The organism is Streptomyces sp. Ncost-T10-10d (genome assembly GCF_900091955.1).
Lineage (GTDB): Bacteria > Actinomycetota > Actinomycetes > Streptomycetales > Streptomycetaceae > Streptomyces.
Genome location: NZ_FMDF01000100.1, coordinates 1 through 23628, shown reverse-complemented (window position 1 = coordinate 23628; position 23628 = coordinate 1). Strand labels below are relative to the sequence as shown.

Genomic DNA, 23628 nt, shown 5'->3' with positions numbered 1-23628 from the left:
CCGTGCGGCCGGCCTCTCCGCAGCGGGATGACTTCTCAGGCGTGCTTGAGTTCCGCGATGAAGGACGTCCAGGCGGCGGCCCGGAACACGAGCGTCGGGCCCTCGGTGGCCTTGGAGTCGCGGACGGGGACGAGGCCGGGGTGGCCGTCGGCGACCTCCAGGCAGTCGCCGCCGCTGCCGTCGCTGTACGTGGACTTCCGCCAGGTCGCGACCTCCAGACAGTCTCCACCGCTGCCGCCGCTGTGGGAGGACTTGTGCCAGGTGGCCGTGGACAGGTCGTAGTCAGAACCGCTGATCTTCATGGGCGTAATCCTCCGCCACCGACTCGATCAGAGCCAGGGACAATTCCGGTGACAATGCGCTGGCCACCACCAGATCGTAGGTCAGCTCGTAGTGCCTGACGGTTGCCGGTTCATCGTGCAACGTCCCTGTGCTCAGACCCTGAAGGTAGGCGAGCGGGGGCGCGTCCTCGAAGGACATCAGTTTGAGCTGGCCCTCCATGGCCATGTGGGCGCCCGCGTGAAACGGCAGCACCTGCACGATGATCCGGTGTTTGCGGGCCAGCTCCAGGATGTGGCGGAGCGCCTGAGCCATCACCGCCGGGCTGCCAACCTGGCGACGTAACACCGCCTCATCCAGAACCGCCCAAACCAAGGGCGTTGTTGGATCGGTCAGGAGCTGAGCTCGTTCCAGCCGTGCCGCGACCAGATCGCTGATGACGTCTTCCACCGCCGTTGGCTGGTACGCCCGGAACACCGCTCGCGCGTATGCCTCCTTCTGCAACAGCCCCGGGATCAGCTGAGGCGCGTACTCCTTGATCGTCTTTGCCACGGCCTCCGCCTCGGCCGCTTCGGCGAAGTGATCCGGGTACTTCGACTTCTTCAGGGCGGCGCAGTTGCGCACGAAGAACCCGTCCGCTTTCAGGATCTCGTCCAGTTTCTCGGCCTGATCCACCTGCATCCGTCGTGTGCCGGACTCCAGCTGCCCGATGAAGGAGCCGCTGACGAACAGCGGAAGGCCCAGCTCCTCCTGGGAGAGGCCTTTGCCCTCTCTCCGGTGGCGGAGTTCGGCGCCGAGCAGGGCGCGTGGCGAGGAGGAGGGGTCGAGTCTTTTGGGGCCTGGCATGACAACTCCCTGTGACACACGTGCGGTTGTTGGTTCTGCGCCTCTTCCAGGCTAGCGACGTGTTGGCCACGCTGGGTATGCATTGTCATTACTCAGCGTGGAAAGGGATGGATCATGACGACGATGGAACGGCGCAGGACGGCAGAGGGCAGAGTGCGGGCGGCGGAGGACGCTGTGGCGCGGCTGAGGGAGGGGTTCTCCGGGGTCGGGATCACGCTGCCGTCGCTGCGGGTCGACCCCGTGTCGTGCGCGGGGAACGAACCGGCGTCGCCGCTGGTGGACCTCGGCCGGTGCAATCTCGACACGGCGCTGCGACTGAGCGCGGTCCTGGAGGCGCAGGGGCTGGCCGGTCATGACGGGTGAGGGGCTTGAGTCGTGTACGCCGGAGCCCGGGTCGTTCGCGGTGGACACACGGGACGGGCGGGTGGGGCGCGTGATGGGGTTTGTCGGGCCGTACGTACAGCTGCGGGCGCCGGGCGGTGGGGCCGAGTGGGACTGCCCGCCGGAATCGGTGCGCCCGGCACCACTCGGGGAAGTGCTGCGGGCCCAGGTCAGGGAGGTCAACCGGGAGGGGCGGCTGCCGTGAAGGTGTCGGGGTGTCGGGCCTGACGCGGCGGCGGACGAGAGGAAGGGCGACGCCCTGGACGGGTGCCGCCCTTCGATCGGGCCGGCCGGTCCGGTCGACTCGCCCTACCGAAGCCTTGCAGAAAGCCCCGGCGTTCACTCCGGGGATGAATGCATCTCAGGACTGCTCTGACCTGCACTCCAAGAGGTCGTTTCACTTGGTGAGGCGGCGGTGGCAGATGAGGGTTGCGGCTATGCCGACGAAGGCGAGGAAGTGCTCGGGTTTGCGTTCGTAGCGGCGGTGCAGGCGTCGGCAGCCGGCGAGCCAGGACACGGTCCGTTCGACGACCCAGCGGTGGCGGCCGAGGCGGGTTGAGGACTCGATGCCCTTGCAGGCGATGCGGTGGCGGATGCCGCGTTTGCGGAGCCATCGGCGCAGGTGGTCGTTGTCGTAGCCCTTGTCCGCGTGCAGTGTGGCCGGACGTCGGCGGCGTGACCGGTCCCACTCCCCCGCGCGCCGACCGCGCGGCACGGATTGCCCGCAGAGCTTGCTCCCCACATACATGACGACTCATGTCATGTATCCCTGCTTGGGCCAGCGAGTCGAGGAGCGGGACGCTGGCCATTGCCAGGGCTTTCCACAGATCGCGGCACTCCTGCGCCCAGGGGAACGGCGCTCAAGGCCGATCGGTCAGCACCACAAGCGGGTGTCGCAAATCCTCACGACGTTGGGTGCCTGTGTCGATTTTCCGGTGGCTCGCGCCGGTGGCTGGCCTCGGAACGGTCCGTGTCCGAGGGTGACGGCCGGAATCATCTGACCGCGGCGCTGGGCGCCGCAAGGGAGAACTCTGTGAACGCCCCCAGTCCAGCAAACCTGCCATCCCAGCGGCGAGCGGCCACGGTCGTGATGGCCTGCGTCGGCGTGTTTGTCGCCTATCTGCCAGTGACCACCGTGTCAGTGAGCCTGCCGGCCATCCAACGGGCCCTGCACACGTCGACGGCCGAGCTGTCCTGGGTCTCTGACGCCTTCGTCCTGCCCATGGCCGCGCTGATCCTGACCGCCGGTGTTTTCGGTGACGTCCACGGCCGCAAGAAGGTCTTCCAGGCCGGGCTCGCCTTCGCCGCGGTCGGCGCCGCTATCGCCCTGTGCTCCCAGTCGGTCCAGGTCCTGTGGGTCGGCCAGGCATTCGCCGGGCTCGGCGCGGCCGCGCTGCTGCCCACCACGCTGGCGCTGATCAGTCACGCAGTGCCCGACCCGCGCGAGCGTGGCAAGTACGTCGGCCTGTGGGCCACCGCCCTTCTGGCCGCCCTGGCCGTCGGGCCGCTGATCGCCGGTGTCATCCTCGACCGCGCTGCCTGGCACTGGATCTACCTTCTGCCCATTCCCGCCTGCCTTCTCACCATGGCGGCTGCGGCCCGGCTGGTGACCGACTCCCGCGCCCCAGGTACACGACGCCTGGACTGGCCCGGCCAGATCACTGCCGCCCTTGCCGTCACCGCCCTGGTCTACGGCGTCATCGAGGGTGGCGCCGCCTCCTTCACCGACTCCCGGGTGGTTCTGTCGCTGATGGTGGGCGCGGTCAGCGCTGTGGCCTTCGTGGTGGCGGAGCGCCGCAGCAGCAGTCCCATGCTGGACCTGTCCCTGTTCCGCAGTCCCGCATTCACCGGGACAACCCTGATCGCAACGATCACCTTCCTGGGGCTGATCGGCTTCTTCTTCGTCCTGAGCCTGTACTTCGGTCTCGTGCAGCAGCTGGACACCCTGGCGGCGGGCTACAGGCTCCTCGTGGTCACCGGGATGTCCATCCTGGTGGGCATCCCGGCCGGACGTCTGATGCACCGGGTCTCGGCGCGCCTGCTCATCACCAGCGGGCTGCTCGTCACGGCGGCTGCCCTGCTTTCCCTGACCGGCATCGGCGCCGACACCTCCTTCGGATCGTTGGCCTGGCGGCTGGCTCTCCTGGGCGCGGGCCTGGGCGCGATCATCACGCCGATGACCGCCACGGCCGTGGCCTCGGTCCCGCACCACCTCGCAGGCATGGCTGCCGCCGGCAACAACGCCTTCCGTCAAGTCGGTGGCGCGCTCGGACCTGCGGTCCTCGGCGCGCTGCTCACCACCAAGGCCACCGACGCCTTGCCCGGCCACCTCACCGGGGCCGGCCTGCCCGGACCGACCACGGACCGGATCATGTCAGCCGTAAGCAGCAGGGGCCTGGGCGCAGTGGCCCGGATGGATCTGGGAAGCGCCAAGGGGAGGGCCCTGAGCGCCGTGAGCGATTCCTTCCTCGACGGCATCCATCTGTGCCTGATCGTCGCCGCAGCCCTGGTTCTGCTCGCAGCGCTGGTCGGCATGGTCCTGCTGCGCCGCCCACCGCAGCACTCGACGCCCGACACACCGGATATCCAGGACGACCGGCGCAGAATAGTCCGTGAAACCACTGCTGCGCTGGTACAGACCGGCCTTCCCGCAGGGCACACAGCAACCTGACAGCGGCCCCACTGCCTGCAGGGTGTTCCCTGCGGGAACAGCGGGACACCCTGCAAGGCCGGGAGCGGAGGCGCCCGCTCCCGGCCTCCCACCCGACGGACACACGGCGGCATCCCACCCCGAACCGGGCTGATCCTGGAATCGCCGCGGGCCGCATGTCCGACACCACAGCCCGCCCAGACTCAGTCCGTCAGGAGCACCGGTGCCCTTGCCCACACTTGATTCCCTCGACCTGAAGCTCCTGCAGGCGCTGCAACTCGACGGACGCGCCCCCTTCAAACGGATCGCGTCCGTGCTCGGTGTCTCCGACCAGACCGTGGCCCGTCGCTACCGTCGCCTGCTCGCCGCCGTCGACCTCCGTGTCCTTGGCAGGACCGACGACGCCCGGCTCGCGCGGCAGAACTGGATCGTCCGCCTGCACTGCACACCGGACGTGGCCGAACGGCTCGCCGGCGCGCTCGCCAAGCGCCCTGACACGATCTACGTCGCCCTCATGTCCGGCGGCACCGAAGTCATCTGCGGGATGAAGCCGCGCAGCACCCGCGAGCGAGACGAACTGCTCCTCGAACGGCTGCCCCGCACCCCGCACGTGGGCTCCGTGACGGCCCACTGCCTGCTGCACCGCTTCTACGGCGGCCCGCTCGGATGGCTTGCCAAGATCGACGCGCTCGACCGCAGCCAGCAGGAAGCACTGCGCCCGCCGGCCCCTGCACCCCTCGAAGACCCCGTCCTGCTCGACGCCGCGGACGACGAACTCCTGGCTCTCCTGTCACGGGATGGCCGGAGCACCCTCAGCACTCTGCAAACCGTCACCGGGCAGCCGGAATCCGCCGTCAAAAGACGGCTCGACCGTCTACGGTCCACGGGCGTCCTGTACTTCGACGTCCAGTACGACCACGCGACCATGGGCCACGACGTGCAGGCCATGCTCTGGCTCACCGTCGCCCCTCACGCCACCACCGCCGCCGGACAGGCCCTGGCCAGCCACCCTGAGGTGCAGTTCGCCTCCGCCACTACCGGCCTGGCCAACCTCGTCGTCTTTGGCCTCTTCCGTAGCCCCGAGCACGTCTACGCCTACCTCAGCGACAAGATCGGCAGTCTCGAGGGCATCCGGTCTGCCGAGACCGCCTTCATCCTGCGCCAGGTCAAGCAGCTCACCTACGAGCCCAGCCGCTGACCTCCTGTCCCCCACCCCAGGAGGCACCGTGATCGACCTCGGCTCCGACCGGCAGGCGTTCACCGCCGACCTCCCTCCCGTATACGTCGATCTGCGTGCGCAGGGGCCCGTTCAGTGGGTCCGCCCTCCTGGCCGGCCGTGAGGTGTGGCTCATCGTCGGACACGACGAAGCCCGCGCGATGCTCATCGACCCGAGTCGGCGCTATCCGATTCGACTGTCCGTGTGTTTTTATGCAGATGTTCAGATGTCCAACATTTGGAGGTCTCCATGGATGCTTTGCGGCAGCCGCGCCGAGCGTCGACTCTCGCCGCGCAGGTCGCCGACCAGCTGCGGGAGCAGCTGGCCACGGGGAAATGGCCGGTAGGCACCCGGATCCCGGGAGAGTTGGAGCTTGCCGGCCTGCTCCAGGTCAGCCGGAATACAGTCCGTGAGGCGCTGCGGGCTCTGGTGCATCTGGGTCTGCTGGAGTCGCGGGTCGGCGACGGCACCTATGTCCGGGTGGCCAACGAGTTGGAAGCCGTCCTGCTGCGACGGACGGCCACGACGCGGCCGGTGGATGTTCTGGAGTTGCGGGCGGTGCTGGAGGAGCATGCCGCCGGGCTGGCTGCCGAACGGCGCTCCCAGGCAGACATTGCGCGGCTGCGCGAGGTGCTTGCGGCGGTGCAGGAGAGTAACCGCTCGGGGTCCATGACGCAGGTCGCTGCCGCCGACGGCGCTTTCCATCGGGCGGTGGTACAGGCCGGTGGCAACGAACTGCTCGGGGAGTTGTACGACTACCTGGGCAGTGCTTTGTCGTCCTTGCTGACGGCGCTGCCCTGGGACGACGACGTCGCTGTCGAGCACGACCATTGGCACGGTGCGCTCGTCGACGCAGTCGCCGCCGGCGACGCGGTTGCCGCCCGCTACGCGGCATCCATGCTGGTCCGGGTGACCAGCCGGCTGGCCGACGAAGCGGGCCAGGACGCGGTCGCCGAACACGACGATGCGGTAGACCGGGGCCGGTCCTGATGCGTGAGGTGCCCGGTGCCGTACGTGGCGGCCAGTTGTCCGCGTTGCTGCTGGTGGGCGTGTTGCTGGTGGCCGCGAACCTTCGCGCCGCGCTGACCGGGGTCGGTCCGCTGCTTCCGGACATCGGCAGATCGACCGGCCTGTCCGGAACCTGGACCGGACTGCTCAGCACCCTGCCACTGCTCACGTTCGCCGCCACCTCCCCGCTGGTCGGCCGCACCACACACCGCTACGGCGCCCCGCGCACCCTGGGCCTCTCTCTGGCCGTCCTGGCGGTCGGGCTGCTGCTGCGGTCCCTTCCCGGCACGTTCTTCCTGTTCGCGGGCACTGTGGTGGTCGCCGCCGCGATCGCCTACGGCAACGTGCTGCTGCCGTCCGTGGTCAAGAGCACCGTGCCGGAGGACCGGATCAGCCAGGTGACCGGCCTGTACGTCACCGCCATGGGTTTCCTGGCCGCCGTGGCGTCAGGAGTGTCCGTGCCGCTGGCCGACCATCTGCCCGGGGGCTGGCGCGCCGCGCTGGGCTGCTGGGCCGTCCTCGCGGTGCTGGCCTACGCAGTGTGGGCTCCGCAGTACCGCCGCACCGGCCCCGCGACGCCCACGTATGCGGGACGGCAGCGCATTCCCTGGCGTTCCCCCCTGGCTTGGCAGGTCAGCCTGTTCATGGGGCTGCAGTCCCTCGGCTTCTACAGCACCATCACCTGGCTGCCCAGCATCGTGCACGATCAGGGAGTGGGCGAGGCCGCCGCCGGGTGGCAGCTGTTTCTCTTCCAGATCGTCGGCCTCGTCTCCAGCAGCACATTGCCTGTCCTGACCCGCCGGTGGAAAGACCAGCGGATCCTGGCCGCGGCCGCCTCGGCGATCGGCGCTCTGGGTTTCGCACTGCTGGCGGTGGCCCCCCAGCTGGCGGTCGTCTCCAGTGTGCTCATCGGCTTCGGCGGCGGAGCGTGCCTGGTCCTGGCCCTGGCCTTCCAGGGCCAGCGGGCGGCCGATGCCTCGCAGGCGGCCGCGCTTGCCTCCATGGCGCAGAGCGTCGGCTACCTGGTGGCAGCTCTGGGGCCGTTGCTTCTAGGCGCGCTGCACGACCTCACCGGCGGCTGGGCGTTTCCGCTGACCGTGCTGGTCGCCCTCACTCTCACCCAGGCCGTCGTCGGAGCCGGCGCCGGCCGGGACCTCCTCCTGAAGACCACCTCATGCAGTTCTACACCCGTACGGATCGGAGATTGACGACCATGACCGTAACCGCCCCCTTCAGCTACCTGGACACGCCGACAGCGGCACCTCTGTCGATCACCGAGCTGATGCCCGGCGTCTACAACCTGCTGGAGTACGCCGCCGTCGCGGCAGGGGAACAGGTATTGATACTTGCCGAGCACGGTACCGACCCGGTGGTCATCCAGGCCATCGCGGCAGCGGCCGCCTACCGCAACGCCGACGTCCACGTGCTGTCCACCGCACCGTTCAGCGCAGGCGGATGGGACCGCGCGACGCCCTCCCCGCTCCTGCCCGCCGCCCATGGCGCTGCCGATGTCGTGATCTCACTGACCTGGTGGGGAGAGGTGCACACACCGCACCTGTTCTTCGATGAGATCGCCAAGCGCCGAGCCCGGTTCGTCTCGCTGCACCAAACGGCGACCGCCGCGGCCCTGTCCACCGGTGCCCGGCTCCCACTCGATCTGTACTTTGCGCTGGAGGCCAGGGCAACGGCCGAGCTCGCCGCTGCTGAAGAAATCCGGGTGACCACCGCACTCGGCACCGATGTGACCTTCCGCAACTTCACCACCGCCGGACACCACGCCCCCCTGACCCCCGGCATGTGGCGCCCCTTCCCCTACGGCGGTGTCAACTTCTACCCCGACCAGACCGACGGCGTCGTCGTCATCGAGGAATCCACCGTCACCGGCGTCCCCGCCGAACGGACCACAATTGAGCTGGCCAACAACCGCGTCACCGCCATCGAGGGCGGCGCAGCCGCCGCACTGCGGCGCTACGCACCGAACGGCTACTACATGCGCCACGCGCTCATCGGGCTCAACCCCAAGGTGCGGTCCGCAGGAGGAACCCAGTTCGAGCGTGAGAAGCACGCCGGCGCCTTCTACTTCGGCCTCGACGGACTCACCCCGGAGGGAACGGCCGACCGCAAAGGCCCCGGACATGCCCACTGCGACTGCCAGTTCGACAGGCCGACCATCACCCTCGACGGCAAGCCCTTCATCGAGGACGGCTACCTGCTGCTCCTCGACGACCCCGAAATCCATGAGCTGGCTGGAAAGTTCGGCCCTGCCGACATCCTTCTGGACCCCAACGACCGCCTTGTGCTGCCGCCCCGCTACAGCCGCTGACCGCAGCGGCCGGTAGGTCTCAAGACCGTGCCCGGCACACCCGGACCGCTTGGCCGGGTGTGCCGGATCGGCAAGCCGATCTCGCCTACGCCCGCGTCAGTACGATCGCTCAGGACCTCGACCGGCAGATCGACGCGCCTCGCCAAGCCGGCACAGCGCGTTGAAGCAGGAAGCCCTCGGAAGGGTCAGCCGACCCAGGCCGGAATCCCTGGACTTCAGGCCAGGGAGTACCTCAAGGGGCCGGGACTTCGCGTACGAGCTCTGAAGTCCAGGGACAGAAGATGAGACCGGGCGGCAAGGGGCCACCGGCCTCGTCGGGTGGACACGCGACGGGTCGCACGGTCAGTTCGGGGTCGGGCCGCGGCGCCGCACCAGGGGCAGGTACACCTCGTCGACGATCTCGACGAGGACGTCGTCGGGTGCCGTAGGGGCTCCGCGCACGACGAATTCATTACGCAGCAGGACGACGGCCACGGTGGCGACCCGTGGATGGAGCGCTTCGGGGGAGGCCTCGCCGCGTGCGACCGCGCGCCCCAGGACGGTCAGCCAGGGGGCGGCTGCGGCGTCGCTGGACTGTTCTTGCAGTTGTGCCAGGAGTTCCGACGTGCCGCCGGCCGCGGAAAGCAGTTCGCGCAGGATCGCTCCGAGGGGGGAACTCCAGTGACGGTTGGCCCCGCGTAGCAGTTCGAGCACGTCGCTGCGTAGGTCGCCGGTGTCGGGCGGTTGCACTGTCGTGGCCAGTTGCCGGTAGGCGGCGATGCCGAGCGCGAGGCGGTTGGGCCACCGGCGGTAGATGGCGTTCTTGTTGGTGCCCGCGCGGGCGGCGACCTTGTCCATGGTCAACCCGGCGAATCCGGACTCGGTGAGTTCGTCCACCGCTGCGCGCAGGATCGCCTCCTCCAGGACGGCTCCGCGTCGCCGCGTCTGCCCGGCGCCCGGCTGTCTCATCGGATTCTCCGTCATGGCCCCTTCTCGTAAGCGGTACCGCTCGTACCTTCCCATTGTGGTTGCCATCCCCGAGGAGCGGCAATTAGGGTACGGCAAGTACCGTAAATTCTTCCGTCAGGAGAGGATGCGACGCATGCGGGCCAGAGGCATCAGCTACGACACCGGCTTCGTCAAGAACGGAGTGGTCTCCCGAAAGCTCTTCGACCCGGAGGTGGTCAGGCGCGAACTGCGCATCATCCGTGACGACCTGCACTGCAACGCGGTCCGCGTCATGGGCGGTGATCCGGAACGGGTGGAGCTCGCGGCGGGGTACGCCGCCGATCTCGGCCTTGAGGTCTGGTTCTCCCCGTACCCGCTCGAACTGACCACCGACGAGATGCTGTCGCTGTTCGCCGACTGCGCCGAGCGCGCGGAGCGACTGAGGCGGCGGGGAGCGGAGGTCGTGTTCGTCGTCGGCGCCGAGCTGAGTCTGATGAACAAGGGGTTCCTGCCCGGCGACAGCATCGACGACCGGGTCGCGCTGCTGAGCCGGCCGGATCGCGTGCGCGAGCACATCGGGCAGGTCGGTGCGCGTGTCAACGACTTCCTCGACAAAGCCGTGGCACTCGTCCGCGAGCGCTTCGGCGGCAAGGTGACCTACGCGTCCGTACCGCTCGAACGTGTCGACTGGGCCCCCTTCGACATCATGTCCGTGGATCTCTACCGGTCGGCCGAGACCGCCGACCGGTTCGCCGAAGGCGTCCATCACCTCGTCGCGCAGGGAAAGCCGGTCGCGATCACCGAGTTCGGCGCGGCCGGCTACCGGGGTGCGGGTGACCGGGGAGCCCACGGTCTGGAGATCGTCGAGTACGACAAGGACGCCGGTCCACTCCGGCTGAACGGCGAGTACGCCCGCGACGAGGCCGGTCAGGCCGCGTATGTGCGGGAACTGCTGGAGGCCTTCGACGCCGGCGGCATCGACAGCACGTTTGTGTTCACCTTTGCGCTGTACGACCACGTGCACCGCCCCGACGGCGACCCCCGCGAAGACCTGGACCTGGCCAGCTACGGCATCGTCAAGGTCTTCGAGGACCGCCTCGGAACCACCTACCCCGACCTGCCATGGGAACCCAAGGCCGCGTTCAACGCCGTCGCCGACCACTACCGGGAGCACTGAGACCGCGGAAGCGGTCCTGAGTGGGCAACGGCAGACCGACGGCGATGGGGGAGGGGTGGCTCCGGCGCTGAGCGCAGTGCTGAGCGCAGTCAGGAAAATTTCAGGGAGGCCCTGCCAGCGTGCCGTTCCATGACAACCGACATGACCGACACGTATGCGTCCGGCACGCGCTCCCGGGCGCGGCAGATGCTGAACAAGGTCCCGGAAGTGACCATCTACTTCTGGGTGATCAAGGTGCTGTGCACCACCGTGGGTGAGACCGCGGCCGATCTGCTCAACGACAACCTGGGCATGGGGCTGACCAACACCTCGTACCTGATGAGTGCGCTGCTGGTCGTCACCCTGGTCTTCCAGTTCCGGGTGCGTAGGTATGTACCCGGCCTGTACTGGCTTTCCGTGGTCCTGATCAGCGTGGTCGGCACGCTGATCAGCGACAACCTGACCGACAACCTCGGCGTTCCGCTCCAGACCACGACCGTGGTGTTCGCGGTGGCGCTCGCCGTCACGTTCTTCGCCTGGTACGCGAGTGAGCGGACGCTGTCCATCCACTCGATCCGGACGACGCGCCGCGAGGCGTTCTACTGGCTGGCGATCCTGTTCACCTTCGCTCTGGGCACGTCCGCGGGCGACCTCACGGCGGAGAAGCTGGACCTGGGGTACTGGCTCTCCGCGCTCGTGTTCGCCGCGCTGATCGCGGCGGTGGCCCTCGCACACCGCACGCTGGACTTCAACGCGGTGTGGTCGTTCTGGATCGCGTACGTCCTGACCAGGCCGCTCGGCGCCTCGCTGGGCGACTACCTGTCGCAGCCCACCGCGGACGGCGGGCTGGGACTGGGCACGGTCGGCACCAGCATCCTGTTCCTCGTCGTCATCCTCGCTCTTGTCGTCTTCCTGACCCGGACGCGGCGCGATGTGGCGCAGAACAGCCCTGCCGAGGTCAGCCCGCAGGAAGGGTGACGACGAAGCGCGCGCCGGGCGCCGCGGTGTCCAGCGCGATGTCGCCGCCCGCTGCCCTGGCCAGCCGGCGGGCCAGGGCCAGACCGAGTCCCGCGCCGTCGTGTCCGTCCTCGGGGCGGGCGCGACGGCCGGGTTCGAAGAGCGAGGCGACGAAGTCCTCCGGCACGCCGGGTCCGTCGTCGGACACGTACACCGTGACCTCGCCCGCGCTCGCCTCGCAGGTGAGAGTGACCGAGTGGGCCGCGTAGCGGCGGGCGTTGTCCAGGAGCGGCGTCAGGATGCGCTCGGCGACGTCCTCCGAGACGCCGATGCTCACCTCGGGTGGGCCGCCGGGGGCGCTGCTGCCCGCCGCGACGGTCACCGGCGGGGCGTCGGGGAACAGGGCCGCGTTGCGCTCCGCCAAACGGTGCGCGATGTCGCAGAAGCGGGAGCGGCCGGGGGTCTGCGCACTGCGGGTACGGACCTCGGAGAGCAGCGAGTCGCAGATCTGCTGCATGGTCGCGGCGGCGCCCGCGATGGCCTCCAGAGAGGTTTCCTGCTCCTCCGCGCTGCGTGGGCGTCCCGTCAGCCACTCGGTTTCGGCGGCGATGCGGGCGAGCGGTGTGCGCAGTTCGTGGGAGAGCTCGGCGGCCTGCTGCTGCTCGTGGCGCAGGACGGCGGCCAGCCGGTCCAGCAGCGCGTCCAGGCTGGTGGCGAACGCGGCGAGCTCGGCGGGTCTGCCCTGCGCACCGAACCGTTCGGGAGCGCCCGCGGCGCTCCACTGCGTGGCCTGCTCGCTCATCGCGGCGACCGGGCGCAGGGCCCGTCGTACGACGAGGCGGGTCAGGAGATAGATGGTGGCCAGCAGAAGCACCGCCAGCGCGATCGAACCGATCAGTGCGGTGTCCGCCGTGCTGCGGTACGGGTCGAGGCTGACGGAGCTGACGACGGTGCCGGCCTGCGTGGGTGTGTGACCCTGCCGGGCGGGGGTGTCGACGGGGAAGGCGTACAGCCGCCACGACCCGGGGCCCTCGGTGTCGGCGAACGTCTCGCGCCGGCCGGCGAGGCGGGCCGCCTGCGCCTCCAGGCCGGCGGGTGCGGTGGGGGGCTTCTCGACCACCGTGCCGCCCTGGAAGATCCAGATCCCGGCGTCCAGGGCCTGGTCCTCGGTCGGCTCCCGGACGACCAGCCGGCCGTCCGGTCGTACGTCCACCGTCGCCGCCACGGCCTCGGCGCGGGTGCGCAGGACGTCGTCGGCCTGTGCGTGGAGCCGTTTGTCGAGGGCGATGTTGAAGACGGTGGTCAGGACGCCGATCCACAACACGCTGGTGGCGAGGGCCATCAGGGCGAGGCGGCCGCGGAGGGTCAGGGGGCGTTTCATCGGTGCATCGGGGCCTCTGGTCGGACGCGGCGGATGTGTTGCCGTTCTGGTTCTCAGCCGAAGCGGTAGCCGATGCCGCGGACGGTGCTGATGGTCTGCGGGCTGTCCGCTTCGCGAAGCTTGCGGCGCAGGCGGGTCAGGTACTGGTCCAAGGTGTTGTCGCTGACCTGCGCCCCCTCCGGCCAGCCCGCCCGCAGCAGGGCCCGGCGGCGCACCACGCTCCCGGGGCCCGCCATCAGGCACGCCAGCAGGCGGAACTCGGTCGGTGTCAGGGCCACGGGGTGGCCGTGGACCGTCAGCTCGTGCTTGACCGGGTTCAGCCGCATGGCACCCGCGCTGTCGGCGAGGGTTGTTGTGCCGTGGTGACCGGCCCGGTTCAGGACCGCCCGGACGCGGGCCGCGAGCTCGCTGAGGTGGAAGGGCTTGACCAGGTAGTCGTCGCCGCCGGAGGCGAAACCGGAGAGCCGGTCGGTGAGATTGCCATGGGCGGTCAGGAAGATCACCGGAGCGGTGAACCCCGTACCGCGCATCGCCTGGCACACATCACGCCCGTCGGAGTCCGGCAGCCCCACATCGAGCACGACCGCGTGCACCGACTCGTCGACGGTCTTCAGGGCGGTCGCGCCGTCGACGGCGGTCACGACGTCGAAGTCCTCGTCGCGCAGGCCACGGGCCAGGACATCGCGCAGGCCGTGGTCGTCCTCGACGACAAGAATGCGTGCAGCGGTCACCGGGCCAGTATTACCCGATTCGTGCTGGGCACCCCAGCGCTTTCAGGCCCTGATCAGGTGGCGTGCGACACCATCCGGGCGTGGCCGGGGCGGAGCAGCAGGTGGGCCCGACGCCCTGGCCGGCCGTGGGCCTCGATCACGCTCGCAGGGTCCTCGCCGACACCGCGCCCACCCAGCTCGGCCCGGCCGCCCGGCCCGTCCTGCACTATGTGCTCGGCAACAGAACGGGGCCTGGCGCTTGGGAACGCCTCCAGCAGGTCAACGACCGCCTGAGCGGGCCCGGCCACCCCGCCGGCATGCGTAGAAGGAGCCCCTGCCCGTTCGGAAGCGCGCACCGCGACCGGGCGGACGGCGGAGGGTCGCCGCATACGTCACACGATCGTGGGACGCTGGTGGGAGCGGCGAACTGCCGCAGAACCGTCGATCTACGCTCCTTCGACAGGCCACAGGAGAAGGGACCCGCGATGACTGCCGCGATGGTCGAGAACGACCAGGCCTCTGAGGGCCGCCCGTGGGACTACCTGCTGCAGACATGGCGTGAACTGGACGTGCCCGAGGGGTGGCGCGCCGAGATCGACGAAGGGCAGATCGTCTTGGTACCTCCGCCTCATGCGCATCACAACGGCATCGCCGAGATGGTGCAGCGGCGCCTGTATCGGGGCCTCCCCGATGAACTGGGCATCTACCAGACCTTGGGCGTACACGTTGCCCCGTTGGACAAGCTCTACGTTCCCGACCTGGTCGTCATGCCGTCGGAGCTGATTGTGGAAGCCGATCCGGAATCCAGCGATCCGATGAACGCCTCCGAGGCCCTGCTCATCGTCGAGATCACGTCGAAGGGCAATGCCCGGGAGGACCGGACGAAGAAGTACCGCGCCTACGCGCGCGCGGGCGTGCCGCTGTACCTGCTGATCGACCGGTTCGACACCCGTGGTGCGATGGCCACGCTGTTCACGGAGCCGAACGAGGACGGGACGTACAAGCGCTCCGACCCGGTGCCGTTCGGCAAGCCGCTCACGCTGCCGGAGCCCTTCGGTACGACCCTCCTCACGGAGGAATTCCCGGTCTGAGCGGGCATGGAAGCAAGGAGAGGGGCGGCACCCGACGGTTGGGTGCCGCCCCTCATGCGTATCCGTATGCAGGGATCAGACCCCGGCCGGTTCCTTTGCCGGGCTGTCGGGGCCCGTCGTCGGGGACGCCGGGCCGCCTGTTGCCGCGACCGTGGATTCGGCCGGTTCCCGGGAGACGTTGAACTCCGTCAGCAGGTCCTTGCCGAAGCCGAAGAAGTACGTCGCGAGGAACCCGGCGAGGTAGCCGACCAGCAGGCCGCCCGCGTAGATCGCGATCGTGGTGCCCAGGCCGTGGTTGCCGTCGAGGAGGGGGAACAGGGCCCAGCCGGACGGGCCGATGGCCGTGGAGCCGACCTTGTCGCCGAGCTGGTTGAACAGGCCGATGAAGCCGCCGCCGAACGCACCGCCCACGCACGCCGTGATGAACGGGCGGCCGAGCGGGAGGCTGACACCGTAGATCAGCGGTTCGCCGACGCCCAGCAGACCGGCCGGGAGCGCGGACCTGATGGTGCGGCGGATCGACTCGTTGCGGGGGAGACGGAAGTAGACCGCCACGGCCGCGCCGACCTGGCCGGCACCCGCCATCGCGAGGATCGGGAGCAGGACCGTGTAGCCCTGCTGCTCGATCAGGGTGGTGTGGATCGGGATGAGTGCCTGGTGCAGGCCCAGCATCACCAGGGGCAGGAAGAGACCGCCGAGCACGAAGCCCGCGCCCGCGCCGCCGTTGGAGAGCAGCCAGTCGGCGAACGTACCGATGGCGGTGGAGATCTCACCGGCCACATACATCAGCCCGAAGATCGTCACCAGGCCGGAGACCAGGACGGTGAGAGTCGGGGTGACCAGCACGTCCAGTGCCTCGGGCACCCAGCGGCGGCACCACTTCTCCACGTACACCGCGAGCACCGCCGCACCCAGTGCGCCCAGCACACCGCCCTGGCCGGGGGAGAGCTTCTGGCCGAACGCCTCGATGTTCGCGACGCCAGGGAAGACGATGATCGCGGCGACCGCACCGCCCAGGATCGGCGTACCGCCGAACTCCTTCGCCGTGTTGAAGCCGACGAACACGGCGATCAGCGCCATGAATCCGGACGCCATCGCGGCCAGGGCAGGCGTGACCGAGGTCAGCCAGCCCAGGTTCACCAGCAGGCCGTTGAGACCGGCGATGATGCCGCAGCCGATGAGCGCAGGGATCAGCGGGACGAAGATGTTCGCGATCCTGCGCAGGAACAGCTTGAACGGGGTGGCGTTCTTCGCCTTCCGCGCTGCCTTGATCGCTGCGCCCTGGGCGGCCAGTTCATCCGCGGAAGCGGAAGCGGAAGCGGAAGCGGAAGCGGAGGCGGGGGCGGAGGCGGAGGCGGAGGCGGAAGCGGAAGCCGAGGCCGGGGCGGAAACAGTTGCCGCTTCAGGGGCTGGTGCCCTGCCCTCCTCCACCAGCCGCTCGAACTCCGGGGTGACCCGGGCGACGGTGCCCGGGCCGAGGACGATCTGGTACGTGTCGTCCTCGACCACGCCCATGACGGCGGGTACCGCCTTCAGGGCCTCGTCGTCGACGAGCGAGCGGTCGTGCAGGCCCAGCCGGAGCCGGGTCATGCAGTGGGCGATGGAGCTGACGTTCGCGGCGCCACCGACGAGCGGAAGGATCGCGGCGGCGGTGGCGCGGTTCTTGTCTTCTGTTGCCATGGTGCGTGGTGCCTTGCTGTGCGGGGGTGCGGGGTGGGGCCGGTGGGTCAGGTGGTGCGGGGGGCGGCGGCGAGGGCGGCGCGGAGGTGGCCGTCGGACGCGGTCAGCAGGGTGGCGGCGGTGGGCCCGTCGACCTGGCCGAGGATGGTGAGGATGGCGTTCTTCACCTCGCCGTCGGTCGCGGCGAGGGCGGCCTCGATCTCCTCGTCGGACGCTCCGGTGGCGAGCGAGACGATGCGGCGGGAGCGGGCGCGCAGTTTCTCGTTGGAGGCGCGGACGTCGACCATGAGGTTTCCGTACGTCTTGCCGAGCCTGATCATCGTGATCGTCGAGAGCATGTTGAGGACGAGCTTCTGGGCCGTACCCGCCTTGAGCCGGGTGGAGCCGGTGAGCAGCTCCGGACCGACGACGATCTCGATGCCGTGCTCGGCCGCGGCACCCAGTGCGGAGTCCGCGTTGCAGGACAGCCCGATGGTCAGCGCGCCCTTGACACGGGCGTGCTCGACGGCTCCGATCGCGTACGGCGTGCGGCCGGACGCGGAGATGCCGACCACGGTGTCGTCGGCGGTGAGATCCAGGGCGTCGAGGTCGGCGGCGGCCAGCTCCTTGCTGTCCTCGGCGCCTTCGACGGCCTTGATCATGGCGGACGGGCCGCCCGCGATCAGGCCGATGACTTCGGAGGGGTCGGTGTTGAAGGTGGGCGGGCACTCGCTGGCGTCCAGCACGCCGAGCCGGCCGGCGGTGCCCGCGCCCGCGTAGATCAGCCGGCCGCCGCGGGCCATGCGCTCAGCGGTGCCGTCGATCGCGGCGGCGATCTCGGGCAGCCGGGCGCCGACGGCGGCCGGGACGGACCGGTCCTCGCCGTTCATGATCCGGGCAATCTCAAGCGTGTCCAGGCGGTCGATCTCGGCGAGCTCGGGCCGGAACGCCTCGGTGGTGAGCGTGTCGAGCTGGGCTCGCAGTTCCCCGTATCCGTCGGGGGTGGTGGTGTCGGCGTCGGTGGTGGAGGTCATGGAGAGCGGCTCTGCTTTCTCGATCTCGTACGGTTCAGCGGGTGCGGGCGGTGAGGGCCGGTTCGGCTCGGGTCGGGGTCAGCGCGGGCGTGGGGTGTGGCGGTGGGCCAGCGCCTCGTAGGAGGCGGCGAGCGCCGGTGCGGCCGTTTCGTAGGTGCGCTGCGCGACCCCTATGAACAGGCAGTCGACGACGAGCAGCTGGCTCGTACGGCTCGACATGGCGGCGGGGCGCAGCTCGCTCTCCCGGGCCGTGGACGTGGTCAGCACGTGGTCGGCGTACTGCGTCACCGGGCCGTCGGGGCGGCCGGTGATCGCGATCGTCGTCGCACCGCGGTCGAAGGCGACCCGCAGCGGCTCGATGACATCGACGGTCGAGCCGGAGTGCGTGATCGCGATGGCCACATCGCCGGAGCGGAGCTGCACGGCGTTGGTCACCGCGAGGTGCGGGTCCGTGTGGGAGTGCGCGATCAGGCCGATACGGGCCAGCTTCTGCGCCAGGTCCTGGCCGACGAGGGACGAGGCACCCACACCGTAGATGTCGATGCGCCGGGCGGTGGAGGCGGCGGCGACCGCGGCACCGAGCTGGACGGTGTCGAGCCCCGCGGCCGTGTCGGCGAGGGTCTGCTGCTCGTCGTAGGCCAGCTTGGCGACCACATCGGCGATCGGGTCGTCGACCGCTATGTCGGCGGTGACGGAGGGAGCCCGGCCCGACTGCTGGTGCGCGGCGAGCCCGGCGAGGGCCAGACGCAGATCGCGATAGCCGGGGTAGCCGAGGAGGCGGGCCGTGCGGACCACGGTCGCCTCGCTGGTGCCGGTGAGCTCGGCGAGACCGGTGACCGTGAGGGCGGCGCAGCCTGCGGGGTCACCGGCGACGGCCTCGGCGACGCGCTGCATGGAGCGGGTCATGGACGGCGCGAGCGTGCGCACCTTGGCCGCGAGAGCCGCCGGGGCGGGCGGTGAATCAGCGCTGAAACTTTCCTTCAGGTCATTGGTCACCTTTGAAAGATATTTTCAACCCGGTTGCCCGTCAACCCCCTTTGGTCCCTCCCTCCGACACCACTTCCGAGGCCGCTTCCACGGCACTGCCGACAGTGCGGAAACTGCAGGGGCGGGCGCGCGAAGCGGGTTCTCGGGCGGGGTGACAATGGGCCCATGGAGATGAATCCCTTGGAACAGGCGTTGCACACGGCCCGTGCGCTGGTCATGGCCGATCTCGCCGCAGGTGACGTCGCCGAGGCCGGGATCGTCTCGCTGGTCGAGGACGCGGTGACGCATCGCCGGTGGTGGGTCGAACAGTGGCCCGACGGCGCCTCGTTCGTCGTCGGCCTCGTCGCTCAGGACGTGCAGGACGCCCTGCTCGAACGGTACGGGCGGTGGCCGCTCTGCCCGGTCTGCGACGCGGGCGACCCGCACGCCCTGGACGTCGAACCGGAGCTGGGCCCGGACCCGCACTGGGTGTGCACCAAGGCCGCAGTGGCCGTCGCACCGGTCGGTTCGCTGAGCGGGATACTGCGGCGGTGACGGTCTACATCGACCCGCCGGACTGGCCGGGGCACGGGCGGTTCTGGTCGCACCTGGTCAGCGATGTGTCCTTCGAGGAACTGCACGCCTTCGCGGCATCCATCGGCTGCCCGCCCCGCGCGTTCGAGCGGGACCACTACGACGTACCGGAATCGCGGTACGAGGACGCGGTACGGGCCGGGGCGAAGCAGATCGGTTCGAAGGAGCTCGTCCGCCGGATCACGGAGGCCGGTCTGCGGCGGCCCAAGGGACGCCCGGCCCCCGCCGGCTGACCGCCGCGGGTCAGACCGCGGGGGTACCCGCGTCCGCCGACGCCTTTCCGGACACTCCCGACGACGCCGCGGCGGGCGATCCGGTCACCCGTCGCGACCTGCCCCCGCCCTGCAGCCGCAGCGAGAACACCACGGCCACCAGCGCCAGTACCGTCATCGCGGCCCCTGCCCACGCGGTCGCGGCGAAACCGAAGTCCGCGTCGATCACCGTGCCGCCCAGCCAGGGGCCGCCCGTGTTGCCCAGGTTGAACGCGGCCGTCGTCGTGGCACCGGCCAGCGTCGGAGCGGCGCCCGCGACATTGAACATCCGGGCATTCAGTGCCGGGGCCGTGTAGAACGCCGACAGTCCGAGCAGGAACGAGAGCCCGACCGCGGCGACCTGGTTCGAGGCGAACAGTGCCAGCGCGACCAGGAAGACCGTCGAGGCCGCGATACCGCTCATCAGCACCCCGAAGAGATGCGCGTCCGCGACCCGGCCGCCGATCGTCGTGCCGACCAGCGCACCGATCCCGAACAGCGCGAGCACCGTCGGCACCCAGCCGGAGTCCAGCCCGGCGACATCCGTCAGCAGCGGGGCCAGATAGCTGAACGCGCAGAAGACACCGCCCGCCGCGAGCGCCGTGATCACGATCGACAGCCACACCTGCCGGTCCCGGTAGATGCTCATCTCCTGCTTGAGCCGCGGCTTCTGCTCCGGCAGCGGAATGCGCGGAATCAGCGTCGACACCCCGACCAGTGCCACGGCGGACGCCGCACCCACTGCCCAGAACGCCGACCGCCAGCCGAGGTTCTCACCGAGAAAGGCCCCCAGGGGCACGCCGAGCACATTGGCGATCGACAGACCGCCGATCATCACGGCCATCGCACGGGCCCGCGCGTTCACCGGCACCATCGCGATGGCGACCGCCGCCCCCACCGCCCAGAATCCGGCGCAGGCGAAGGCGCTCACGACACGGGACGCGAAGAGCACCTCGTACGTCGGAGCCAGCGCACCCGCGACCTGACCGAGGCCGAAGACGGAGATCAGGGCGATCAGTGTGGTGCGGCGCGGCAGCCGCAGCGTGGCCACGGCGAGCAGCGGGGCGCCGATCACCATGCCGATTGCGAAGGCGGATATGAGAAGTCCCGCCCGGGGGATGGACACGTTCATGTCGTCGGCGATGGGCGGCAACAGCCCGGAGAGCATGAACTCGCTGGTGCCCAGGGCAAAGACCGAGAGGCCCAGGATGTACACGGCGAGGGGCATGCGTGAGCGGCGAGCGGCAGAGTCGGGCATGACAGCTGCCAACAGCCATCACGGCCGTTACATTCCCGGCTCCTCCACGACCGTCGGCTTTCGGTCACCGCCCCTGCCGTGAGCTGCTCAGTGGCTGAGCAGCTCCAGCTCGGTCAGCAGGTTCTGCCGCGCACGCGCTTCCCACCGGGCCACCCCGTGTGGTGTACGGAACAGCCGCGGCAGTCCGAGCAGCTGACGCAGCACCGCCGCCCGCCCCTCCCGGAACGCGTCGTCGGGCACGAAGCCGTACTCCTCGCGCACCTGCGCCGCGTAGGCCGCGTACTCCTTCGGGGGTGCCGCCAGGACGGCCAGATCCGCATCGCACAGCACCTCGCCGTTGGTGTCGCCGTCCGCCGGGTCGTGGGTGACGGTGAGGCGTACGAGCCGGGCGACCTCGGCCGTGACGTCGGCCGGTACGCCGGCCTCCGGCAGGGCCAGTTCGGCGAGGGCCGCGCTGCGCTCCTCGTTCTCCGACCGGTCGGGCCGGTAGACCGCATCGTGGAACCAGGCGGCGAGGCGCACGGCATCCGCATCGGCCGCGTATCCGGCGAGCGTGTCGATGCGGTCGAGCACCGCGACCAGGTGCGCGGTGGTGTGGTAGCGCCGCTGCGGCTCGGCCCAGCGTGCCAGCAGATTGTCGGCGTACGGCGTCGGATCGGGCCCGGACGCCCCGCCTCGGGCACCGACTAGCGCGTTCCGCCAGCGCTCGCGGAGGGAGTCATCGGCGCTGTCGACCCCGTGGGCACCGCCTGCACGCGAACTGTCGCTCATACGATGACCCTAGCCCGAGATCAGATGGCCTCCGGCGACTCCGGGCACAGACGTCACGGGCCGTCGCGGCCTGAACCAGAGGCCGGCAGGGACGAACGGCTGCGCGGTGCGAGCGACTGCCCGCGTCGTGGGCTGCGCGGCCGGTGGTCGGGGTGGAGTGCAGCAGCACCGAGCGCGATCCGGGCGCCTCCCGCCCGACATCGTTCCCCTTCAGACGCCCGTTCCACCGGACTCCGCGTTCTGATCGGCTGTGCGTTCGAGGGCCCAGTCGGTCGACTTATTCGCCAGCCAAGCGGTCTGCCGCAACGCGTGCTCCCCCTCGGCTCGGGCATCGAGGGCGATCTGTTTCAAAGGGCTGCGGCCGTCATCCTCGTGTCCTGCCTCTTTTTCCTGCCCTTCCCTCGCCATGAGGCTCAACGCAGTCCCCAATCGGATGGCCGGCGAGGAATCGTTCAGTTTCTCATGGAGCCATTGCAGGTCGGACGCACGGGCAGGCCGTTGCGTGAAGGTCAGGTTTGCCACGCCTTCGATGATGTCGATCCGCAATGGCTCACCCACCTGTTCGTCGTACATATGCTGGAGTGTCGGTACCAACTCCGGACCCGATTCCTTGATCCGTGACAGCAGATAGACAGCCGATCCTCGCACTGCTTCGTCGTGATCCGCTCCCAGGAGAGGTACGACCGAGGGGGCGCGGTTCCAGTAGCTCTCCGAGATCATCTGCTCCCACGAAACCATCTCGGTGAAGTGATGGCGTGTGTCCGGATCCTCGTCCCATCGGAAGCGCCAGGTCCCCAGCGTGTACTCGTAAGCGCTTCCCAGGTAATTTAAGACCTCGCTCCGAATTGTTGTTTCCGAGCGTGTGGCGGCATCAAACAGCATGGGGATTGCTGTCACGGCCTCTTCGGTAAAGGCTGCACCTTGCGGGCTGATCCTTTCTTCAAGTGCACTCAGTGCCGAAAGAGCAGCCTGGCGATCAGATGTACACATCCTCTTGATCAACTTCTGCAATCTCACTCGAAATACTCCATTGGTTTCGTGGCTGTGGTCGACGATCAGCGATTGCTGACGCTTATGCCCATGGCGGAGAGCAAGGGTGCGCAGAAATCGCAGGGCATATAAGGATCTCCGCAGTTGTCCATCTCTGCTTTGGCCGCTTCCATGGAGCCATTCCGTGCCGGATTGCCCTCCCCCTCACTCGACGTCTCATCTTCATATATTCTATTACGCCTGTTGTGTTCTGCCCGCTCCCTTTCTTTCCGTGCTTTATCTTTGTATGCTTCACTGATGCACTCTATTTCTGCACACCCCAGATGGTGATTCGGCCGTAATCGCCGTATCTCCTTGAGTGCCTCCGGGTGGATGGATGATGCCGGACGCTTCTGCGTGCTCGCACCTTCGTACGTTCCGCCACCGGCCGTGCGGAGTATTGCCACCGCCTTGCATTTGCCCTTGTTGTCCTCGGCGAGCCGCATGAGCGCATCCGAGTTCTTGTTCTTCTTCTTTGACTTCTTGTTGGAGGTTTCCTTTCGCTTGGGGTTGATTTCTCCGACGATCACCCAGTTCGCTTTTTCGAGCACCGCGTAGAGGCGAGTCAGGCCGTACTTCACCCGAGTGGAATCCAGTATGGGATCCATGTCGCGTTTCTCCGCGGTTTCACCAGGCATTTCGTTTACCTGGCTGATGGCTGCGTGGACAGCCTTGCGCAATCGGGTCTGCTTCTCCTCAAGGGTGGCTGGCTCGTCTTTTGTCTTATTCTTTCCCCTGAGTTTCGCCCAGAGGGCTTTGCCCTTCTTGGCGATGAAGTTGACGATTTTGTCGATGGCGCGGTTGACGGGTCGGGATACGGCGTGGAAGACGGATTTGACCTTGTTGGCGAGGTTGCCGATGCCGAGGAGTGAGGCGAGGAAGCCGATGAGGAGGGGGACGCTGGCGGCGAGTGCGGTTTCGACCATTTTGGGGACGCCTGCTGTGCCGCCGTTGGCGATGGCTATGACGGAGTCGAGGACGGCGTTGACGAATTCGACGATCTGGGCGCCCTGGTTCACGATGAACGTGACGATGTCGATGATTCCCTTGACCGCGCGGACGAAGGCGGAGGCGGGGTTGAGGAGGGAGATGATCCAGGTGATGCCCGCGATCATGACGGTGGGGATCAGGTAGCTGGTC

The 23628-nt window shown here is 68.9% G+C and carries 23 protein-coding genes and 3 pseudogenes; 13 read left to right on the top strand and 13 right to left on the bottom strand.

Translation table 11 applies throughout. The features are described 5' to 3' along the window. Nucleotides 1-35: 35 nt before the first annotated feature. A complete protein-coding gene (locus GA0115254_RS15235; protein ID WP_093895823.1) occupies nucleotides 36-302 on the bottom strand; it encodes a DUF397 domain-containing protein in 267 nt (88 codons plus the stop codon). Continuing rightward, nucleotides 283-1125: a helix-turn-helix domain-containing protein gene (locus GA0115254_RS15230; protein ID WP_093895822.1), complete on the bottom strand. Its 843-nt coding sequence runs from the start codon at nucleotides 1123-1125 to the stop codon at nucleotides 283-285. Before GA0115254_RS15230 ends, GA0115254_RS15235 begins: the two co-directional genes overlap by 20 nt. Before the next feature lie 114 nt (nucleotides 1126-1239). Between GA0115254_RS15230 and GA0115254_RS15225 the strand changes: the two genes are divergently transcribed. Both GA0115254_RS15225 and GA0115254_RS15220 read left to right on the top strand, forming a co-directional pair. Then, nucleotides 1240-1488: a hypothetical protein gene (locus GA0115254_RS15225; protein ID WP_370740879.1), complete on the top strand. Its 249-nt coding sequence runs from the start codon at nucleotides 1240-1242 to the stop codon at nucleotides 1486-1488. Further along, nucleotides 1478-1711 (top strand): hypothetical protein, encoded by a 234-nt coding sequence (locus tag GA0115254_RS15220; protein WP_093895820.1) that lies wholly within the window; start codon nucleotides 1478-1480, stop codon nucleotides 1709-1711. Before GA0115254_RS15225 ends, GA0115254_RS15220 begins: the two co-directional genes overlap by 11 nt. Before the next feature lie 192 nt (nucleotides 1712-1903). Here the strand turns inward: GA0115254_RS15220 and GA0115254_RS15215 are convergent. Then, nucleotides 1904-2179 (bottom strand): annotated as a pseudogene (locus GA0115254_RS15215) (transposase); the annotation flags it as partial. Nucleotides 2180-2596: 417 nt separating this feature from the next. Here GA0115254_RS15215 and GA0115254_RS15210 point away from each other — a divergent pair. The 5 genes from GA0115254_RS15210 (at nucleotide 2597) to GA0115254_RS15190 (ending at nucleotide 8704) form a co-directional block, all read left to right on the top strand. After that, complete coding sequence (locus GA0115254_RS15210) at nucleotides 2597-4177, top strand: MFS transporter (RefSeq protein WP_093895819.1); 1581 nt, start codon at nucleotides 2597-2599, stop codon at nucleotides 4175-4177. 202 nt (nucleotides 4178-4379) lie between these two features. Beyond that, entirely contained in the window at nucleotides 4380-5354 is a 975-nt protein-coding gene (locus GA0115254_RS15205) for an Lrp/AsnC family transcriptional regulator (protein WP_093895818.1), read from the top strand. 268 nt (nucleotides 5355-5622) lie between these two features. Continuing rightward, on the top strand, nucleotides 5623-6363 hold the full coding sequence (locus GA0115254_RS15200) for a FadR/GntR family transcriptional regulator (RefSeq protein ID WP_176740133.1): 741 nt from the start codon (nucleotides 5623-5625) through the stop codon (nucleotides 6361-6363). Continuing rightward, nucleotides 6363-7589, top strand: coding sequence for an MFS transporter (locus GA0115254_RS15195; RefSeq protein ID WP_093895817.1), 1227 nt, complete (start codon nucleotides 6363-6365; stop codon nucleotides 7587-7589). Before GA0115254_RS15200 ends, GA0115254_RS15195 begins: the two co-directional genes overlap by 1 nt. A gap of 5 nt (nucleotides 7590-7594) precedes the next feature. Next, nucleotides 7595-8704, top strand: coding sequence for a 2,5-dihydroxypyridine 5,6-dioxygenase NicX family protein (locus tag GA0115254_RS15190; protein ID WP_093895816.1), 1110 nt, complete (start codon nucleotides 7595-7597; stop codon nucleotides 8702-8704). 342 nt (nucleotides 8705-9046) lie between these two features. Here the strand turns inward: GA0115254_RS15190 and GA0115254_RS15185 are convergent, their stop codons facing one another. Continuing rightward, the gene (locus tag GA0115254_RS15185) at nucleotides 9047-9652 is read right to left on the bottom strand and encodes a TetR/AcrR family transcriptional regulator (RefSeq protein WP_093895900.1); all 606 of its coding nucleotides are present in this window, start codon (nucleotides 9650-9652) and stop codon (nucleotides 9047-9049) included. A 133-nt stretch (nucleotides 9653-9785) separates the two neighbouring features. On the opposite strand from GA0115254_RS15185, the gene GA0115254_RS15180 reads away from it, so the two are divergent. Together GA0115254_RS15180 and GA0115254_RS15175 are read left to right on the top strand one after the other, a co-directional pair. After that, complete coding sequence (locus tag GA0115254_RS15180; RefSeq protein ID WP_093895815.1) at nucleotides 9786-10808, top strand: hypothetical protein; 1023 nt, start codon at nucleotides 9786-9788, stop codon at nucleotides 10806-10808. Nucleotides 10809-10937: 129 nt separating this feature from the next. Continuing rightward, the gene (locus GA0115254_RS15175; protein WP_093895814.1) at nucleotides 10938-11765 is read left to right on the top strand and encodes a COG4705 family protein; all 828 of its coding nucleotides are present in this window, start codon (nucleotides 10938-10940) and stop codon (nucleotides 11763-11765) included. On the opposite strand, the gene GA0115254_RS15170 is transcribed toward GA0115254_RS15175, so the two are convergent. Together GA0115254_RS15170 and GA0115254_RS15165 are read right to left on the bottom strand one after the other, a co-directional pair. Further along, nucleotides 11746-13125 carry an ATP-binding protein gene (locus tag GA0115254_RS15170; protein WP_093895813.1) on the bottom strand — a complete coding sequence of 460 codons (1380 nt, stop codon included), beginning with the start codon at nucleotides 13123-13125 and terminating at the stop codon, nucleotides 11746-11748. The two genes, GA0115254_RS15175 and GA0115254_RS15170, sit on opposite strands and share 20 nt — an antisense overlap. Before the next feature lie 53 nt (nucleotides 13126-13178). Continuing rightward, nucleotides 13179-13856, bottom strand: a complete 678-nt coding sequence (locus GA0115254_RS15165) for a response regulator transcription factor (protein WP_093895812.1) — start codon at nucleotides 13854-13856, stop codon at nucleotides 13179-13181. Between the two features lie 62 nt (nucleotides 13857-13918). Between GA0115254_RS15165 and GA0115254_RS47570 the strand changes: the two are divergent. Both GA0115254_RS47570 and GA0115254_RS15155 read left to right on the top strand, forming a co-directional pair. After that, nucleotides 13919-14074, top strand: a pseudogene (locus tag GA0115254_RS47570) (hypothetical protein); the annotation flags it as partial. A 246-nt stretch (nucleotides 14075-14320) separates the two neighbouring features. Beyond that, on the top strand, nucleotides 14321-14926 hold the full coding sequence (locus tag GA0115254_RS15155) for a Uma2 family endonuclease (RefSeq protein WP_093895810.1): 606 nt from the start codon (nucleotides 14321-14323) through the stop codon (nucleotides 14924-14926). A 75-nt stretch (nucleotides 14927-15001) separates the two neighbouring features. Here the strand turns inward: GA0115254_RS15155 and GA0115254_RS15150 are convergent, their stop codons facing one another. From GA0115254_RS15150 to GA0115254_RS15140, 3 genes are all read right to left on the bottom strand, one after another. Beyond that, nucleotides 15002-16606, bottom strand: a complete 1605-nt coding sequence (locus tag GA0115254_RS15150; RefSeq protein WP_093895809.1) for a PTS transporter subunit EIIC — start codon at nucleotides 16604-16606, stop codon at nucleotides 15002-15004. A gap of 47 nt (nucleotides 16607-16653) precedes the next feature. Continuing rightward, on the bottom strand, nucleotides 16654-17619 hold the full coding sequence (gene murQ, locus GA0115254_RS15145; protein ID WP_093895808.1) for an N-acetylmuramic acid 6-phosphate etherase: 966 nt from the start codon (nucleotides 17617-17619) through the stop codon (nucleotides 16654-16656). 78 nt (nucleotides 17620-17697) lie between these two features. Further along, entirely contained in the window at nucleotides 17698-18615 is a 918-nt protein-coding gene (locus GA0115254_RS15140) for a MurR/RpiR family transcriptional regulator (RefSeq protein ID WP_093895807.1), read from the bottom strand. Nucleotides 18616-18771: 156 nt separating this feature from the next. On the opposite strand from GA0115254_RS15140, the gene GA0115254_RS15135 reads away from it, so the two are divergent. Together GA0115254_RS15135 and GA0115254_RS15130 are read left to right on the top strand one after the other, a co-directional pair. Next, on the top strand, nucleotides 18772-19140 hold the full coding sequence (locus tag GA0115254_RS15135) for a hypothetical protein (protein WP_093895806.1): 369 nt from the start codon (nucleotides 18772-18774) through the stop codon (nucleotides 19138-19140). Then, nucleotides 19137-19412, top strand: coding sequence for a DUF4031 domain-containing protein (locus tag GA0115254_RS15130; RefSeq protein WP_093895805.1), 276 nt, complete (start codon nucleotides 19137-19139; stop codon nucleotides 19410-19412). Before GA0115254_RS15135 ends, GA0115254_RS15130 begins: the two co-directional genes overlap by 4 nt. 10 nt (nucleotides 19413-19422) lie before the next feature. Here the strand turns inward: GA0115254_RS15130 and GA0115254_RS15125 are convergent, their stop codons facing one another. From GA0115254_RS15125 to GA0115254_RS46065, 4 genes and pseudogenes are all read right to left on the bottom strand, one after another. Then, entirely contained in the window at nucleotides 19423-20658 is a 1236-nt protein-coding gene (locus GA0115254_RS15125; protein WP_176740141.1) for a Cmx/CmrA family chloramphenicol efflux MFS transporter, read from the bottom strand. A 117-nt stretch (nucleotides 20659-20775) separates the two neighbouring features. Continuing rightward, nucleotides 20776-21459 carry an HD domain-containing protein gene (locus GA0115254_RS15120; RefSeq protein ID WP_093895803.1) on the bottom strand — a complete coding sequence of 228 codons (684 nt, stop codon included), beginning with the start codon at nucleotides 21457-21459 and terminating at the stop codon, nucleotides 20776-20778. A gap of 210 nt (nucleotides 21460-21669) precedes the next feature. After that, nucleotides 21670-22476, bottom strand: a complete 807-nt coding sequence (locus GA0115254_RS15115) for a hypothetical protein (RefSeq protein WP_141720831.1) — start codon at nucleotides 22474-22476, stop codon at nucleotides 21670-21672. 38 nt (nucleotides 22477-22514) lie between these two features. After that, a pseudogene (locus GA0115254_RS46065) lies at nucleotides 22515-23628 on the bottom strand (hypothetical protein); the annotation flags it as partial.